Below are 18,893 nucleotides of genomic sequence, written 5' to 3'. Positions count from 1 at the left end.
ATTACAGCATCTTCAGGACGATTTGAAATCAAAGGAAACTGCCAGGTGCTGATTACGACTATTCCATGAAAATAATCAAAGTTATGAAAAAGGAGAAAAAGCTTATGAGGAAAAAGTTAGTAGCAAGTCTGTTATCTGCAGCAATGTTAGTAAGTTCTGTTCCGGGAGTTGCAATGGCAGAGCAGGCAGATGTAAACAGCAGCAGCCAGGTAATGGCTGAGATCTATGTATCAGCGGGTACAGAGCCTGGAACAGGAAACGGGTCGGAGGAAAAGCCCTTTGCAAGTATGGAAGAGGCAAAACAGGCGGTACAGGGATTAAATGACAATATGACCGGAGATATCGTTGTTTATTTTGATGACGGGGAATATCTTCTGGACAGTACGGTTGCTTTTAATCAGGAAGATTCTGGGAGCAACGGACACAAAATAATTTACAAAGCAAAAGATGCCGGGAAAGCAGTACTCACCTCAGGACTTCAGGTTACCGGGTGGGAAGATGCAAATGATGAAAACCGTCCCGGGCTTCTGGCAGCGGATGCGGACATTGATAATACCAGACAGTTTTATGTGGATGGAGAAATGGCAGTCCGTGCAAAAGGAAAAATAAAAGGTGAAATGGTCCGTAGCGGAGAGAAAACCACGTATACTACATACAATGGAAACCATGATGCTTATACGGGCTTTCGCTGTGCCAATACAGATATTCTAAACTGGAGAAATCCCGACAATATTGAATTTATCTGGGATATCAGCTGGGCACACCGGATTTCACCTGTTAAATCAATTACAAAACTGGATGACAGCAACAGCTTTATTGAAATGGAGTGGGATTCCTTTAAAACCGGGCAGATTGCAGGGGGAGTCCAGATTAACAGAGGACCTGATTATGTGGAAAATGCCTATGAACTGTTGGATGAACCGGGGGAATGGTACTTTGACGGCCAGGAAAAGAAGATCTACTATATGCCAAAAGCAGGACAGGATATGAGCCAGACACAGGCCATTATTCCAAGTGTGGAAAATTTAATTACTCTGGAGGGAAGTCTGGATGACAGTGTATCCGATATCAGTTTTGAAGGCTTTGGATTTTCCTACAACACCTGGCTCTATCCCAGTGCAAAGGGATGGCCGGAGCAGCAGGCTAACTTTGCCCATGACCCAAGAGAAGATTTCAATATGCATGCATATTCTCTGGCACCGGGAGCGGCAATTGTTACTAAGATGGCAAAGGGAATTACTTTTGACCGCTGTACGTTTCAGAATCTGGGATCAGCCGGAATCAATATGCTGGATGGTTCTGTAGGCAATACAGTTAAAAATAGTGTATTTAAAGATATATCGGCAGGCGGGGTACTCGTAGGAGGTGTCAGTATTACTGAAGCACATCCTTTAATGCCGGGGGATACCATTGAAAATCATATTAAAAACAAAACACCTCATGATGAACGTTTGATTGTAAAAGACAATACTATCTCGAATAATTACTTTAACGGAATCGGTACAGAATATAAGGGAAGCATTGCAGTTGTGGCAGGCTATACGGATGGAACCGTTATTAGGAATAATACAATTCGTGACGTGGCTTATTCCGGTATTTCCGTAGGCTGGGGCTGGGGGTTCTGGGATCAGGGCGGACGTTATAAACCGGACGGCACGCCGGATAATGAAACTCCTGCGGCATATCCGGTATTTCCACTTGGAGATGCAGCGGTTTCCCAGAATAATGTAATTGATAATAATGATATCTCCCAGTGTATGATGAAGCTTCATGACGGAGCCGGTATTTACACGCTTGGGGATATGCCGGGCAGCAGCATTAAAGGCAATTTGATCCACGATAATGTAGGCTGGCCGGGAGGTATTTACCTGGATGAGGGCAGCGGAGGAATGACCGTAGATCAGAATATTACATATAATGTACAGGTAGATCTGAATCATAATGTGCGTGAGCATACCTATGGATACAAGGCTGATCATTATGTAGATGGCGGCAATAATTATTATGGAGTATCACCGGAAAACGACCGTTATCCAGTGGAACTGGCAGCAAATGCCGGAGTACAGGAAGATGGCGGAGAAATCATTATTCCAATTGAGTTAAATAAACTTACAGCACCGGAATTTATTTCATCCGGGGATAAAGTGATGCTGGAGGGAAACTTTGGTAAAGAAACCGGAAAAGTGGTACTGAATGGAGCCGATGGTCCGGTATACCTGGATGCCCAGTCCGGTAATATCATCAGCTGGACAGCTAAAAAAATTCTTTTGCGTATGCCGGGAGGTGTTGTAAGCGGTAACGTTTATATTGAAAGTGCCGAGGGAATCCAGAGTAATGCAAAGAAAATTAATGTAGGTAATTTTTCAGAAGAACTGTTTAAAGATGACTTTGAAAATTATGATACAGGTAAATTAGCGGATCAGGAATCTGCTGTAAACCGCTATACAGCCATTATGGACAGCGCTTATGTAGAGGAAAATGAGGACGGAACGCAGTTTCTGCGTATTAATAAGTCAGGCGGCTCCGATGCCCGACTTGAAAAAGAAGCGGACTGGCAGGATGTTATGCTATCCATGGACTTGAGATATGATGTGAATCCACAGGATTTTGGAGGATTCTTCCTTTCTCCCAGATTCAAAGATCACGGCAACAAATATCTGGTTCTGCTAACACCTAATTACAGTAATGGTCTGGGTTACCAGCAGTATGTAGATGGCAATCTGAACGGACCTGGCGGGGGTGGAAAATACAGCTATCATGTTGGTACCTGGTACAGTACCAAAATTGCCATTGTTGGACAGGAAATGAAAGTAAAAGTATGGGAAAAAGGAAAGCCGGAACCCTCATTATGGAATTCTACCACAACATTCTCCGGTGTGGATAAAGGCGGACTTCTGGTACAGCTGACCAGTTTAAGAGACGGGGAGAAGGCAAGCATTGATAACCTGAGTGTGAATGGATATCAGGCCGGCGTAACAGAAGATGTGTCAGCCGACCGAACATCACCTGTAACAACCGCTTCCCTTTCCGGAAACCGGAATATGGAGGGTAAAGGAACTTATAACAGTCAGGTTCAGGCAGTTCTGTTTGCAGAGGATAGCGATTCAGGCGTAGCTGATATAGAGTACCGGCTGGATGACGGTGAATATACTTCCTATACAGAACCACTTTTATTTGGAACAAACGGTGACTATGTATTGTCTTACCGTGCAGTAGACAGAGCAGGAAATATAGAAAAAACCAGAACAATCCGTTTTACGGTGGATTTACAGCCAGGTGAGATCATTTTTGAAGACAATTTTGAGGCGTATGATGCCGGTACACTTACCGATCTGAATACAAAAGAATATACCACTATTAATGGGGATGCAATTGAAATTGAAGAACAGGAATCAGGAAAGCTTTTAAAATTAAACGGAATTGGCCAGGATGTGAGACTAATGCACAAGGCGAATTGGGCAAGTACGGTGATGACCTTTGATTATAAGTTTCAGAATCCGTTGGGCGGCCTGGAAGGTCTTTATCCAAGCAACTACTTCCAAAATCTGAGTCCGGACAGCATGTACGCATATCCAATGCTGCCAGGCTGGGGCGGTATTCTCCTGCAGCAGAATGTAAATGGAAATGCAAACAATATAACTGGAATCAGTAATGATGTTTACCCGTTACAGGCAGATACATGGTACAAGGTAAAAATGCAGACATCCGATGATCATATGGCAATTAAAGTCTGGACCAGGGATGCCGAAGAGCCGGAAAACTGGATGGCAGAACGTGACGTTAGCGGATTGAGCGGCGGCGGGGGCCTCTACTTCTCCTTCTCAGGCAAAGCAGGTGAAAATGCTGCATACATAGATAATGTTGAAGTCAGAGGATTTGAGACAAGTTCAGAAGTAACCAGAGTCATTTTTGAAGCAGAGCCACAGAATGCAACAGTTTCCATAACAGATAACCAACCGGAAGCGGATGGAAGTTATTTATTGCCCGGAGGTTTTTACACTTATACCGTTTCTGCAGACGGATACATGGATTTGACAGGTACACTGGAAGTAAACGGTGAAATCACAAAGAGCATCTATGCATCGCTTCAGAGAGAACCGGTATCCAGGGATCAGTTGGACCAGCTGATCGAACAGGCATGTGCAATTACAGATGACGAACTGAAGAAATATACGGATGATAGTGTAAAGGCATTTAAAAATGCCCTGGATGCAGCAGTAAGACTCTCAGAAGATGCGTTCCAGCCGGAAGTAGATGCAGCAGCACAAGCCCTGGATGCAGCAATAAAAGGGCTTACGGAAAAGCCACCGGTTGTGAGAGATCAGCTGAACACATTGATTCAAAGGGCAAGGGCGTTTACAGATGCTGAATTACAAAAGTATACAGATGACAGTGTAAGAGTATTTAAAAATGCTATGCAGTCTGCCATCGGGCTTGCCGCAGATGCATCACAGGAGGAAGTTGACCGGGCAGCAAGAGTGCTGGATACTGCTATAAAAGGGCTTGTTAAGAAACCGGATGTGACAGTTCCCCAGCCGATTGATGTGTCAAAACTGGCAGTCAGCAGCATTTCACGTCAGACACATACTGGAAAAGCATTGAAACCGTCAGTAACAGTTAAATATGGAAGCAAAGTGTTAAAAGAAGGAACCGATTATACCATTTCCTATAAAAACAATGTAAACCCAGGAAATGCCCAGTTCATTCTCACTGGAAAAGGCGGCTATAAAGGCAGCATTACAAAGACATTCGTAATCGCAGCAAAAAAAGGAAAGATCTATACAGTGGGAGATTACCAGTACAGAGTCTTAAATTCATCTGTAAAATCGGGAACGGTAAGATTCTTAAAGCCGGTGAAGAGAACCTTAAAAAAAGCCAGAATTCTGTCTTCAGTTAAGATTGGAAATTACAGTTATAAAGTAACGGAGATTGGAAAAGAAGCATTTAAGAATAATAAGAAATTAACTTCCGTGATAATTGACAAGAATGTAAAAGTAATCCATAGTTATGCTTTTTCAGGCGCCAAGCAACTGAAAAGCATTACTGTAAAATCCAAAGTATTGAATAAGGTATATAAAAATACATTTAAGAACATTCATAAAAGAGCGGTTATCCGGGTTCCTTCTTCTAAACTGAGAGCATACAAGAAACTGATGCCAAATAAAGGACAGAGTAAAACCGTTGTAATAAGAAAGTAAGGAAAGTATCAAATCTGCAATGCAGACGGCAGTTCCGGGATTACCGGTACTGATTAAATTCATCGTGCAAGGGAGAGCCTGTCCATACAGGTTCTTCCGGACGATGAGAGGCCAGAAATTAGACAGCCTGTTTATTACAGCATCTGCAGTGTGATTTAAAATCAGAGGAAACTGCCAGGTGCTGATTACGGCTATTCCATAAAGCTGTTTTGTAAACAATTTACGAAGCTTCATCAGAGTGTGTCTAAAAAATGAAGGCAGCAATATGCAGCAAATGTCTGCAGACGTGTTTCGTTATTTTAGATATGTTCCGGGAGCATAAGAAGGGATATGGGAAAAGATATGGGAAAAGGTATGAGGAGTAGAGCAATGGCTGCAGTGCTTGCAGCATCATTAATAGTAAGTGCTTTGTCAGTGTATGATGTAGGATATGCCAAAGAAGAGAGTTTGAATGATCCGGTTATGGCTGAGATTTATGTATCTCCATCAGGCAGTGCACAGGGAAGCGGTGAGAGAGATGACCCGCTTGGATCTATGGATCAGGCAAGAGAAAAAATAAGATTAATGAATCAGGATATGACCGGTGATATACTGGTGTATTTTGATGAAGGCGATTACTTTATGGATCGTGAGGTGCCGTTTCAATATGACGATTCCGGCACCAATGGGTATCAGGTAATTTATAAAGCTATGGAAGGAAGCAAACCGGTATTTACCTCGGGCAAAGAAGTAACCGGATGGACGGATGCACAGGATCCCAAGCGTCCGGGCCTGATGAAGGCGCAGGCTTCGGGAGTGGAAAATACCAGGGAGCTTTACGTGAACGGAGAAATGGCGGTCAAGGCCAAAGGTCAGGTTCCCGGAAGTATAGAAAGAGCCGGAGAATACGAAAATTATACCACGTATAGCGGAACCCACAAGGCGTACCGTGGATATAAGAGCAATGCCACTGATATGATAAACTGGAAAAACATACAGGACATTGAATTTGTATACGACATTCTCTGGGTACACCGGATCTCACCAATTGAGTCTATTAAGGCGATGGGGGATAATGAAATCTACATTGAAATGGACTGGAATTCCTTTCGTCTAAACCAGATCGCAGGCGGAAACCAGGTTCATGCTGATGTTCCAAGCTACATTGAGAATGCTTATGAACTACTGGACGAGCCGGGAGAGTGGTACTTTGATAAAACAGATAAGACCATTTACTATATGCCAAAAAAAGGGCAGAATATGGATCTTGCAGAGGTAATAGTTCCAAGTACCGAGCAGTTTATCACCGTGCAGGGAGATCCAGACCGTAAAGTAAAAGACATCACCTTTGACGGTCTTTCTTTTGAATATAATACCTGGCTGTATCCAAGTCTGTATGGATGGTCGGACCAGCAGGCAAATTTTGCCCACAATCCGGAAGAGACAGAAAATATGCATGGTTATTCCCTGACACCTCAGGCAGCGATAGAGACGAGAATGAGTAAGAATATTACATTTTCCGGCTGTCATTTTCAAAATATTGGTTCCGGGGCAATCAGTCTGTTAAAAGGATCTGAAAATAATGTGGTTGAAAAGTGTGTATTCCAGGATATATCCGGGGGCGGAGTGCTGATCGGCGGAGTGAACATAAACGATGCACATCCTGTTGAACTTGATGATAATGCTACCTTGGATGAGATCAAAGAGGCAATGCAGAAGCACGCCGATAATCCAGAGCAGTCGCCTCATGATGAGAGGAGTATTGTAAAAGACAACGTGGTTACCAACTGTTACTTTAATCGAATCGGAACAGAATACAAAGGCAGCATAGCGGTATTGGCAGGCTATACAGATGGAACCGTGATTACACATAACACCATTAAAAATGTGGCATACTCAGGAATTTCCGTAGGCTGGGGCTGGGGCTTCTGGGATCAGACAGGCAGGACGGAATCTACGGAAGCAGGTGAGATTACGCCGGATTATTACCCTGTATTTCCACTGGGTGATGCGGCTGTGTCCAGAAATAATATTATTGAGTACAACGACGTGGGATATTGTATGACGAAGATGCATGACGGAGGAGGTATTTATACCCTGGGAGACATGCCGGGCAGCAGTATTTCTTACAACAGCATCCATAACATGTCCAGCTGGCCGGGAGGTTTATATCTGGATGAGGGAAGCGGCGGCATGAAGGTTGAGGGAAACATCAGTTATGATACACCATATACCTGCTTTTATAATATAAGAGAATTCACCTGGGGACACCGGATGGATCAGCCGGATTTCAAAGAAAATTATTGGAATACCGCACCGGAAAGTGATGCTTATCCCCACGAACTTGCTGAACAGATCGGTATCGAGAAAACATATGAAAATATACGTCCAAAGGAACTGGACACAGTAACTGCACCGGACTATATAAAGGCCGGGGACAGGGTTATCCTGCAGGGCTATTTTGGGGATGAAACGGGTAAAGTTATCATGACAGGACCGGATGGAGAAATATCTGTGACAGGAGATTCGCCTTATCTGGTCAGCTGGGATAAAAATAAAATAGTATTCCTGGTTCCCGGCGGTGTTTCAAGCGGGAGCATTTATGTGGAAGCAGCGGATAAAACCCAAACCAATAAGGATAAAAAACTTACCGTATTTGGTGGGGAAAAGGAACTGTTTGGAGATGACTTCGAAGAGTATACCAGCGGAAAGTTAAATAACCAGCAGAATGCCGTAGAAAAATATTCTTATCTGCATGACCGTATTAGTGTTGCAGAGGAGGATGGAAACAAGATTCTCAAAATGAATTCAGATGGTACTGATACTTATCTTACAAAAGACGCAGACTGGGAAAACGTAAAGATTTCTTTTGATTACCGGTTTGATTCGGATACAAAAGATTATGGCGGTATCTATATTTCACCACGGTATCAGAATAAGGAAAACAGGTATCTGGCAAATCTGCTTCCTCATTTCCGAAATGGTATTTTCTATCAACGCTATTTGAACAATGGATATTCCGAACATGGTGATACAAACTTCAGTTATGAGGTGGGGATCTGGTATTCCATAAAAATGGAAATGACAGGGGATAACCTGCTGGTCAAAATGTGGAAGCGGGGAGAAAAGGAACCTACTGAGTGGACAGGAAGTGCAAACTTTGGAGGGTTAAAAAAAGGCGGAATCTTTTTACAGTATTCCGATTCATCCGGTGAAAATACAGCGTTTTCCAGTTTTGACAATCTTCTGGTTACCACGGCTGAGGAAGGTGTAACAGAAGATCTTGGACAGGATCTGGAAGCTCCTGTAACGAAAGCGGAAGTAACAGGTGAAAAGACAGAGTCAGGCGAATATATTAATCAGGCAAGAATTGAATTAAAGTCTGAGGACAGCTCTTCGGGAGTTGCGGGAATCCGCTGCCAGATAGATGGAGGAGAGTTACAGGATTATACAAAGCCTGTTGAAATTTCCAAAGAAGGCGCATTTAAGCTTACGTTTTATGCATACGACCGCGCGGGCAACAAAGAAGAACCAAAGGAAGTAACCGGAAATGTAGTTCAGGGAGAGGTTATCTTTGAAGAGAATTTTGACAAATACGGTGAAGGAATGTTTACCGATCCGGATGAAATAGGATATCAGCTGACAAACCCGGAACAATTCCTGATTGTAACCGATCAGTCCCAAAGTGGAAATGCTCTGAAAATACAGGGAAAGAAGAATACGGCAGTTCGTATGACAAAGCAGGACAGCTGGGATGGTACCGTGATGACGTTGGATTTCAAATACCAGGAAGAACTGGGTGGAATTGAAGGTCTTTATGTAAGTAACTATTACCAGTCCTTCAACCCGGACAATATGCATGTATACCCAGTCATTCCGGGATACGGGGGAATCCTCCTTCAGCAGAATGTAAATGGTAATGCAAAGGAAGCGGCAAGGCTGGAAAACAAAAAGATCAGCCTAAGACCCGGAAGCTGGTACCATATGAAGGCATATACCTCAGGAAGTGAGATGGCAGTGAAAGTCTGGAAGGACGGAAGCCAGGAACCTGCGGGCTGGATGGCAAAAGGAGCAGTAAGCGGATTGCAGGGAGGAGGCGGACTCCACCTGGGATTTTCCACAGGCAGCAAAGAAAATAATTATGCACTGTTTGACAACATCAGAATCATTGGTTTCGCAGAGCAGGAGCCGGAGAAACCGGTGGACTTAACAAAGCTGCAGGGCGTATACGACGAAGGAAGAGAAAAAGAACAAGATACCGATTATACAGAAGAATCGCTAAAGAGCCTGAAAGATGTTATGGATGAGGCGGAGATTCTGCTGGGCAGGGAAGACTTAACAGAAAAGGACCAGACTTTGGTGGATGCTATGCAAAAGCAGCTGGAAGAAGCCATAAAAAATCTGGTACTAAGACCGGCAGATAAGACCGCTCTGGAGCAGAAAGTACAGGAAGTGCTGCACATTGATCTTGAACTCTACACCAAAGAGTCAGCAAAGAGGCTTAAAAATGCACTTGCAGAAGCTTTTAGAGAATAAAGCACTTACGGTTAAGGATCAGATACTGCTCCAGGAAGCAGTAGACGAGCTGGATGCAGGTATTGGAGAACTGGAAGAAATCAGTGAACCGGGAACGGAAACGGAGCCGGGTACAGAGACGGAGCCAGGAACGGAAACAGAGCCGGGGACGGAAACAGAACCGGGGACCGAGACAGAACCGGAGACGGAAACAGAGCCGGGAACGGAAACAGAGCCAGGAACAGAGACAGAACCGGGGACCGAGACAGAGCCAGGGACAGAAACAGAGCCGGGGACAGAAACAGAGCCGGGGACGGAAACAGAGCCAGGGACAGAAACAGAGCCGGGGACGGAGACAGAGCCGGGAATGGAGACAGAACCAGGAACGGAAACAGAGCCGGGAACGGAGACAGAACCGGCAACCGAAGCGGTATACCAGGTAGTTTTCCAAAGCTATGACGGAAAAGTACTAAGCCGCCAGGCGGTATCAAATCATGGCGCAGCAAAGGCTCCAAATGCACCGTCCAGAGGGGGGTATACCTTCAACGGATGGAGTAGTTCCTACGGAAATGTAACACAAAATCTGGTCATAACAGCACGGTATAAAGCAAATACCTACCTAATTTCCTTTCAGAAAAACGGAGGAAAGGGAAGCATGGGAAGACAGACGGTTACCTATGACAAGAGCACAAAGTTAAAGGCAAACCGTTTTAAGAAGTCCGGCTATGTATTAAAAGGGTGGAATACAAAGAAAAATGGTAAAGGAAAGTCATACGCAAACCAAAAGACGGTCAAGAACCTGACAAGTATAAACGGGAAAACCATAAACCTGTATGCACAGTGGAAAAAGGTATCAAAGCCGGATATCGTGAAAAAAGTATCTGCCGCCAGCAAAAAGGCAAAGACTTGTACACTTACCATAACAAACGTAAAGAAAGCAGACGGATACCAGATACGTTATGCATCCGACAAGGCATTTAAAAAGACTAAAACGGTTTATGTGTCTGAAGGAAAAGGAAAGAAAACATCAACAGTAATAAAAGGGCTGAAACGCAAAAAGACTTATTATGTAAAAGTTAGGGCTTATATAAAAGACTCAGCGGGTAAACGCTATTATTCCAAGAATTACAGCAGTGTTAAAAGCGTAAAGATCCGATAAGAGAATAGAAACAGCTATTATTATGTGGATGCAGTGCAATATCTGCATCCGCTTTTCAAAAGCATATTTCAAAAATTGATTCCCACAAGTCTGACGCATGGCTGGCAAAAAACAACAGGATGTCTATCGAACTGCAAGGCGGAGGAACAGAAAAGGAGATTATACAATGACAAAAAAAGAACGGGTATGGGCGGCAATCCGCCATATGGAAAGTGACAGAGTGCCAAAAGGGGAATTATATATTCAGCCTCAGATAGCAAACAAGCTACTGGGAAAGGATTATCCCACGGATTATCAGCATTTTGAAAGAGATTGTAAAGTACGGGAGTTATTGCACATGGATATTATAAATGTAGGAGACTGGCCGGAATGGGAGATTGGAAAAGCTGCAGATGGAAAGAAAATCATACAGAGTGTGTATGGACAGACCTTCTTAGAGGGAGAGGAAAGCAAACGTCTTCTGGATCCGCCTGTGGATATCGAAGATGTCTGGGATTATCAGGAGCCGGATATTACAAAGGTAACGGGAGCTCTGCTGGAAAGATACGTAAATGAAACAGATTTCTTCGTTTTTGCCCAGATTGGCGGACCAATCTCCATGCTGAATGAAATGTATCCTATGGAGGATTATATGGTCAACTGTATTACTTATCCGGATGAAACTCATTTGTTAACGGAAAGGGTAATCTCATTTGAGATTAAAAAGGCAAAGTTATTTTTGGACAAAGGAGCAGATGCTATATTGATCGCAGATGATATGGCATTTAATACCGGAGTTTTTCTGCCGCCTTACGTTATGGAAGAAAATGTATATCCATTCTATAAACAGATGATACGGGAAATCAAAGAATATAAAGATACACCGGTTTTTCTTCACAGCGATGGTAACCTGAACAGTGTAATGGATAAACTGGTGGAATGTGGATTCGACGGTATTCAGTCCCTTCAGCCATCAGCCGGAATGGATATTGGTGAAATTAAGAAAAAATACGGGGACCGTCTTTGTCTGTGGGGGAATATTGACCTGGATTATATCATGTGCTTTGGCACCGTGGAGGAAGTCCGGGCGGAAGTTCGAAAGACCATTGAGATTGCAAGTCCCGGAGGAGGATTCATTCTCTCCACCTGCAATACAATGGTAGATATTATTCCGCCGGAAAATATTCTGGCAATGATCAAAGAAGCCGATATCACGGATAAGCAGTAGATCGTTAGATATTGAACCATTAAAGCGGATTTTCCAGAAATCCGATTCCGCTCATAATCATATTTTCAGTCATTCTGGCAATTTCTTCTGTAGGAAGGATCATACCTTCCTCTATCCATTTTCGAATCAGACCGATACAGCCTGTACTGACAAAGGAATAAAAGTACTCAATCTGCTTAATTGTTGCTTTTGGAAACAGGCTGTGGTAGGTATTGATACAAAATTCCTTTCCGGTATTTAACAGTTTTGACATCAGCTCTTTATCGTTATAATCCCCGACCATAAATGTACACATATCGGAGTTTTTCTTGAGACAGTAAAAGATTCCATTACAAATATCAGCAAGATTCCCTTTTTTGGTGCTGTCGTTAAGCAGCGGTTCCAGTGCCTGTGAAAATTCAATCAGCATTTCATTTTCAATCTCTTCCAATAGAGCATAAATATCCTGGTAATGAGTATAAAAAGTTCCGCGGTTAATGCCGGCACGGTCGCTGAGTTCTTTTACGGAAATACTCTGTATCGGTTTTGTTTTCAGCAGATCCGTAAAAGATCTTCGGATTAAAAGCTTTGTAATCCTTACACGGTGGTCGTTGGATTCTTTTTTCATAGTATTCCTCCTCCATAGTAAAAAAAACTCTTAGCGGTTTAATTCAAATCCAGTAAAAGAAATTCTGAATCACCAAATTCGCATAAATAACTGCCGCCTTTTGCATCCGTAAATAAAATAGCCTGGTCACTGCGCTTATTTGCCTCGTCAAACCAGGATAAGCGGGCGGCTTCAGCAGTGGATAAATCCAGGTCAGTCTCTTTCAGGCTCCTCAGGATCGCAGCAGCATTTGCTTTTAAATCATACAGATACGGTGAGGTTTCGGTTACACCATAATTTTGAATACTGGGACCCTTTTCATCATAGGAAAATACAACATAACCACTTTGGTCAGCCCCGTTTGAAAAAGTACAGCAGTATAATTGCTGATCCGGCCGGATTGGTTCCATTTCATGATTTAGTACTGTGTATTCGGTAAAGTTATCGAATTTCCATTCCATGTCATCCATATTTCCTGTTTGAGCATCTACCCACATAGCAAGAAATTTTTGGATTTTTCTATGCTGAAAGTATTCAAATACCGGGGTGCTTTGCGCTGAATAATAAGAGTCCAGAATATTAGAAGGCATGGAATGAATGGTTTCGGATTCTTTGTCATTGTCTTCACTGCTCTCGCGATTCCCATCAGATTTTATATTTTCATTATTTGTATTTACCTGAGCTTCTTTAATTTCAAAAATCTCTGAAGCTTCCGAGAACTTGGCATCTTTCGAGGACTCGGCATCTTTCGAGGACTTGGTATCTTTTGAGGACTCGGCATCTTTCGAGAACTCGGCATCTTTCAAAGACTCGGCATCACCCGTAGACGACAGCACATCTTTCGCAGACTCCACGGATGCTGTCTCCAATGCCTCGCCGGAAAAAGTGCTGCAGCCGTTCACAGCGGTCATACAGAGGCACAGCGTCAGTAAAACAGCATATTTTTTTTTCATTTGACAATCCCCTTTCATCTCATCACATACATTTATATACGTTCTGTTTCGATCCAATATATATAATTCTGATTTCTCTAATATGCATACAGGTAAGGCCATTTATTTCCTATTATACACCTCGGTGGTGGTATCGTCTATGTAAGTGAGGTACGGTTTAGAAAATCTTTAGATAGTCCAAAAAAGTCCAGATATCACAAAAAAGTGCAAGAATATATGATATTAACTTAAAAATTTGAAAATTCATATAAAGTTAATACTATGGCTTCTCAAATTTCCTATGCTAAAATACTAACATAACAAAGACAAACAAACCAAATTAAATCAGGAGGATATGAAATGAAGAAGAAAGTTTTAGCAGCATTATTAGCAGGAACGATGGTAATCAGTCTGGCTGCATGCTCAGGAAGCGGATCAGAAACAAAGAGCACGGATGCAGGTACATCTGCACCGGAGGAAACAACAGCACAGACAGCAGCAGCTACAACAGAAGCAGCAAATGATACGGAGACTGCAGGTGAGACGGCTGGCGATACCCAGGCTGCATCAGGAGAAGAAAGTAAAATTACAATATGGGCATGGGACGAGTCATTTAACATTGTGGCTGCAAACCAGGCAAAGGAAATTTATCAGAAAAGCCATCCGAATGCAGAGGTTGAAGTTGTAACCATGGCGCAGGATGACATTGTAGCACAGCTTAACACCAGCCTTTCAGCAGGAACTTACGACGGACTTCCTGATATCGTGCTGATTGAGGATTACAAGATTCAGGGTTATCTGACATCCTATCCGGATGAATTTGCAGACCTGACAGATGTTGCAAGTCCTGAAGACTTTGCTGCATATAAAACAGGCGTAAACCAGATGGATGGTAAAATGCTTGGTATTCCATTTGATTCCGGTGTCGCAGCTACTTTCTACCGCACAGATCTTATCGAACAGGCAGGCTATACTAAAGATGACATGCAGAATCTTACCTGGGATAAATATATTGAAATCGGTAAAGCAGTAAAAGAAAAATGCGGTGTTGATATGTGTACCATCGATCCAAGTGATATTGGACAGATCCGTATGATGATGCAGAGCGCAGGCACCTGGTATACAGATGCTGACGGCAAAGTGGATTTTAAGGATAACAAAGGTTTAAAGGATGCAATTGGAGTATATAAGAAACTGGTTGAAGCAGGTATCACAAAACAGACAGCAGATTGGGATCAGTTCGTAGGATCTTTCAATAACGGAGAAGTTGCTTCTGTAGTAACCGGATGCTGGATTGCTCCTTCCATACAAAAGGGAGAAGATCAGAGCGGTAAATGGGCAGTTGCACCATTCCCGAAAATGGATGCAAATGCGGATTCTGTTAATGCTTCTTCTATCGGCGGCGCAGGCTGGTATGTACTGAAAAATGTAGGAAATGAGCAGGCAGCAAAAGATTTCCTGAAAGAAACATTTGCATCAAATGTAGATTTAATGAATCAGCTGGCTACCGATATTACCCTGGTTAGTACTTTAAATGCTGCAGAGTCAGCAGAGAATTACTCAAAGGGAAGTGATTTCTTCGGCGGACAGGAAATCTTCAAAGATTTCTCCAAATGGACACAGGAAGTTCCATCTGTTAATTACGGACTGCATACATATGCGCTGGAAGACATTATGACAGAAGCACTTCAGGCTATTGTATCAGGAGCTGATATAGATTCCACATTGTCTGATTACCAGACTCAGGCAGAAGCAGCAGTAGCACAATAATAAAGAAGGTAAATGGGGTGCTGCATTGTTCAGCACCCCATTTTCAGGAAGGTAGAAGGTCATGAAGAAAAAAATTGACAGAAGATCCTGGGCATTTATTATTCCCAGCGTAATTCTAATAGTGGCATTTGTTTTCTATCCAATGGTGCAGGCATTTATTACTTCGATGCAGACTGGAATGGGAAATAATTTAAGATTTGCAGGGGCGGCGAATTATAAACGGCTTCTGACAGACTCTACATTTGTAAAAGCACTGTGTAATACAGTGATGTATCTGGTCATTCAAGTGCCGGTTATGATTATTCTGGCTCTGGTGATTTCGTCAATGTTAAATGATAAAAAATTAAAAGGAAGAGGCTTTTTCAGAACCGCAATTTTCCTTCCCTGTGTTACTTCCCTGGTAGCATATTCCATTATATTTAAAAGTTTGTTTGCAACAGACGGATTTGTCAATATTATGCTGATGAATCTGAACTTTATATCAGAACCCATATCATGGATTACGCATCCGGTATTTGCAAAGGTACTGATTATCATTGCCATTACCTGGAGATGGACCGGTTATAATATGGTATTCTATCTGTCGGGCCTTCAGGGGATAGACGATTCCATTTATGAAGCAGCATCAATTGATGGTGCAGGCGGTTTTCAGAAATTTAAATCCATAACGCTGCCGATGCTCAAACCAATTATTTTGTTTACAACCATTAACTCTACAATTGGTACGCTGCAGCTCTTTGATGAAACGGTAAATATTACAAACGGCGGTCCGGCAAATGCCACGATTACCATTTCACAGTACATCTATAATCTGTTGTTTAAGTATCAGCCTAATTTTGGTTATGCTGCGGCTGTATCTTATGTAATTGTATTATTAATTGTAATCTTATCCATTATTCAGATGAAAGTAGGTGACGATAAAGAATGAGTACAAGATCAAAGGTAATAAGAGGTTTGGAATATGTAATTCTCAGTATTTTGTCTGTAGTATCCATTTTTCCATTCTTTTGGATGATTATAGCAGCAACAAATAAATCTGTGGATGTTACAAAAGGAACATTGCTTCCGGGATCTTATTTTTTCGAGAATTTAAAATCGGTACTTCAATCAGATTTAAATTATTTGACATCTTTTAAAAATTCCCTCATAATTGCAGTATTAACAACTGCTATTGCAATGGTAGTATCGTCTGCGGCGGGATATGCTTTTGAGATATACAGAACAAAAGGAAGAGACAGAATCTTTAACTTTATCCTTTTATCCATGATGGTTCCTTTTGCAGCACTTATGGTTCCGTTATTCCGTTTATTTTCAAACTTTAAGAATATTCCCATATTGAAATTCCTGGCACTTAATACATCGGGTTCGGTTATAGTAATTGCAGTGGCTACGGCTTTCCTGATTTTCTTTTTCCGCCAGAATACCAAGACATTTCCAAAAGAACTTGTGGAAGCAGCCAGAATTGATGGTTTAGGTGAAATGGGAATCTTTACAAAAATTTATATGCCAACCATGAAATCTACTTATGCAGCTGCAGTAGTAGTAACCTTTATGTCCAGCTGGAATAACTATCTGTGGCCATTGATTGCGTTAAAAGGCGAGAACAGAACTCTGCCGCTGATCATTTCTGCAATGGGGTCTTCTTATACACCTGATTACGGAATGATAATGACTGCAGTTGTTATTGCAACGATACCTGCCGCGTTGATCTTCTTCCTGATGCAGAAACAGTTTGTTGCAGGAATGCAGGGTTCGGTAAAAGGATGATCAGGTAATTTCTAATTCTCCTTCAGATTATATCAAATGATAAATATATATTCATTTTTCAGGTTAAATATATTATACTAAAACTAAATAGTTTGTTTTTAATAAATATGATAGCGCCCTCCCTAGAGCGTGTTTGAAAATTCATTCCCGCCAACTGCACGCCCCACTTTGCGGCATATTTGCCCTGGGTTCAGGTTACGTAGCCCGCTACGTGCCCTTCATCCGGTACAAATCTCCCAAAAACTGTGACGCACAGCTGTCAGAAAGGAATATTAAAACACACTTTAGAGAGGGAGCTATCATTTACAGGGGGAAAGAGTGTGAATGATTATTGCAAAATCTTAATTATAGACGATGAATATATTATGCGTCAGGGTATTAAGCATATGCTGGATTGGGAAAGGCAGGGCTTTCAGATTGTGGGGGAAGCTGCAAATGGCAAAGAGGGACTGGAACTGCTGGCAAGTCTTCATCCACATATTGTATTATGTGATATTGTAATGCCGCAAATGGATGGGGTTGATTTTTCCAAGGTAGTACAAAAAATTTATCCTGAAATACAGATTATTATTTTAAGCAGCTATGATAACTTTAATTATGTAAAAGGAGCTCTGCAAAACGGGGCTGTGGATTATGTCCTGAAACCGACACTGAACCCACAGGAGTTGCTGGGAATTTTAAAGACAACCGCATTGCGGATCCCGGGTATGGTTCTTATGAAAGAAGATGGAATTAGTCTTGAGAAAAGCCTGGAAGGTTATCTTATGGGAAGGTCGAAGGAATTTGCCGGCCCGGAGATTGTAGAGCGTTTTCCTTATACCTTTTACCGGGTTTTTGGAATGTGTATCCGTAAGCGTAATATGAAAGAACAGGACATCTCTTCTATATTATACGAAAAAATAATGGATTACATGAAGGACTGCAAATGTGCTTATATTGCGGTGCTGCTTCGTGAGGAAATTCTCTGTGTGATACTTAATTTCAGGGCAGGGGACCGGGATGAGGTAGTAGAATTTATGGATAAGATGACCAGACAGATGATGGTTTTCCAAAGCCGGATCTATGGGGTTTTAAGCCAGGAATTTTCCACCCGTTCCATGATTAAGGAAGTCTATGAGGGGGTTATATTGCCGGAGATAGATAAAGCTTTCTATTATCAGGGTAAGAGTTTACGTATTATAGAAGAAAAAAAGGTGACAGGCCAGCAGCCTAAGTTTGACTTTAACTGGTTTTCTAAATATCTGGATGAAAAAAGATACCGGGAAGCCCTGGATCTACTGTATGTCTATGCAGGCGAAGGCATGAAGGCCTGTATGGAGGAATTCCGGTTTAAGAATCAGATTAAAAATATGATTTTCAGCCTGATTGATGCAATGGATATGAGCCGAAACAGAAAAGAAGAGCTGCGTTACCGTTATTTCAAACAGATAGACAATACGGTATATGTGGAGGAGTTTAGCAGTGCTTTAGAGGAGATCCGGCAGGAATTGGATCGGGAACTGGAAGAAGGAACCCAGGAAGACGATTACCGCATCCGGCAGATTCTGCAATATATAGCCCAGAACTATACTCAGGATCTGGACCTGGCGGAAATTGCAAAGGTATTTAATTTTAATTATTATTACCTGTCAGCTTATTTCAACCAGCATATGGAAGCGGGGTTCAGTGAATATGTCAACAGTATCCGGATCAAACAGTCATGCAGGCTTCTGCGGGAAAAAGACCTGAGTATATCCCAGGTAAGCAATGAAGTGGGGTATTCAGATCCAAGTTACTTCTG

General features: G+C 42.3%; 12 protein-coding genes. 9 read left to right on the top strand and 3 right to left on the bottom strand.

Annotated features, from left to right (window positions below; translation table 11 throughout):
* The first annotated feature begins 104 nt into the window (after positions 1-104).
* Entirely contained in the window at positions 105-5,198 is a 5,094-nt protein-coding gene (locus tag RHS_RS28890) for an OmpL47-type beta-barrel domain-containing protein (RefSeq protein ID WP_047835154.1), read from the top strand.
* 369 nt (positions 5,199-5,567) lie between these two features.
* Entirely contained in the window at positions 5,568-9,713 is a 4,146-nt protein-coding gene (locus RHS_RS28885; protein WP_395023646.1) for a right-handed parallel beta-helix repeat-containing protein, read from the top strand.
* Positions 9,714-9,731: 18 nt separating this feature from the next.
* Here RHS_RS28885 and RHS_RS32305 read toward each other — a convergent pair whose 3' ends face one another.
* Positions 9,732-10,061, bottom strand: coding sequence for a hypothetical protein (locus RHS_RS32305; protein ID WP_395023648.1), 330 nt, complete (start codon positions 10,059-10,061; stop codon positions 9,732-9,734).
* Between RHS_RS32305 and RHS_RS32300 the strand changes: the two genes are divergently transcribed.
* Together RHS_RS32300 and RHS_RS28875 are read left to right on the top strand one after the other, a co-directional pair.
* Positions 10,060-10,851: an InlB B-repeat-containing protein gene (locus RHS_RS32300; protein WP_395023647.1), complete on the top strand. Its 792-nt coding sequence runs from the start codon at positions 10,060-10,062 to the stop codon at positions 10,849-10,851. The two genes, RHS_RS32305 and RHS_RS32300, sit on opposite strands and share 2 nt — an antisense overlap.
* A gap of 166 nt (positions 10,852-11,017) precedes the next feature.
* Entirely contained in the window at positions 11,018-12,058 is a 1,041-nt protein-coding gene (locus tag RHS_RS28875; protein WP_047835152.1) for a uroporphyrinogen decarboxylase family protein, read from the top strand.
* 19 nt (positions 12,059-12,077) lie between these two features.
* Here RHS_RS28875 and RHS_RS28870 read toward each other — a convergent pair whose 3' ends face one another.
* Both RHS_RS28870 and RHS_RS28865 read right to left on the bottom strand, forming a co-directional pair.
* Positions 12,078-12,665 carry a TetR/AcrR family transcriptional regulator gene (locus tag RHS_RS28870; protein WP_027295369.1) on the bottom strand — a complete coding sequence of 196 codons (588 nt, stop codon included), beginning with the start codon at positions 12,663-12,665 and terminating at the stop codon, positions 12,078-12,080.
* 38 nt (positions 12,666-12,703) lie between these two features.
* A complete protein-coding gene (locus RHS_RS28865; RefSeq protein WP_047835151.1) occupies positions 12,704-13,597 on the bottom strand; it encodes a hypothetical protein in 894 nt (297 codons plus the stop codon).
* Between the two features lie 339 nt (positions 13,598-13,936).
* On the opposite strand from RHS_RS28865, the gene RHS_RS28860 reads away from it, so the two are divergent.
* The 5 genes from RHS_RS28860 to RHS_RS28845 form a co-directional block, all read left to right on the top strand.
* On the top strand, positions 13,937-15,346 hold the full coding sequence (locus RHS_RS28860) for an ABC transporter substrate-binding protein (RefSeq protein WP_047835150.1): 1,410 nt from the start codon (positions 13,937-13,939) through the stop codon (positions 15,344-15,346).
* Positions 15,347-15,407: 61 nt separating this feature from the next.
* On the top strand, positions 15,408-16,274 hold the full coding sequence (locus RHS_RS28855; RefSeq protein ID WP_027295366.1) for a carbohydrate ABC transporter permease: 867 nt from the start codon (positions 15,408-15,410) through the stop codon (positions 16,272-16,274).
* On the top strand, positions 16,271-17,113 hold the full coding sequence (locus RHS_RS28850; RefSeq protein WP_027295365.1) for a carbohydrate ABC transporter permease: 843 nt from the start codon (positions 16,271-16,273) through the stop codon (positions 17,111-17,113). The genes RHS_RS28855 and RHS_RS28850 overlap by 4 nt, the downstream gene beginning before the upstream one ends.
* Before the next feature lie 133 nt (positions 17,114-17,246).
* The gene (locus RHS_RS32295) at positions 17,247-17,441 is read left to right on the top strand and encodes a DUF6783 domain-containing protein (protein ID WP_395023645.1); all 195 of its coding nucleotides are present in this window, start codon (positions 17,247-17,249) and stop codon (positions 17,439-17,441) included.
* Positions 17,434-18,893, top strand: a 1,460-nt coding sequence (locus tag RHS_RS28845) for a response regulator (RefSeq protein ID WP_395023644.1), incomplete at its 3' end; no start/stop codon positions are given. The genes RHS_RS32295 and RHS_RS28845, both read left to right, overlap by 8 nt.

Origin of the sequence: Robinsoniella sp. RHS (assembly GCF_001029355.1) — a bacterium.
Lineage (GTDB): Bacteria > Bacillota > Clostridia > Lachnospirales > Lachnospiraceae > Robinsoniella > Robinsoniella peoriensis.
The sequence above is the reverse complement of the archived record's forward strand: the minus strand, read 5'-3'. Positions and strand labels throughout refer to the sequence as shown.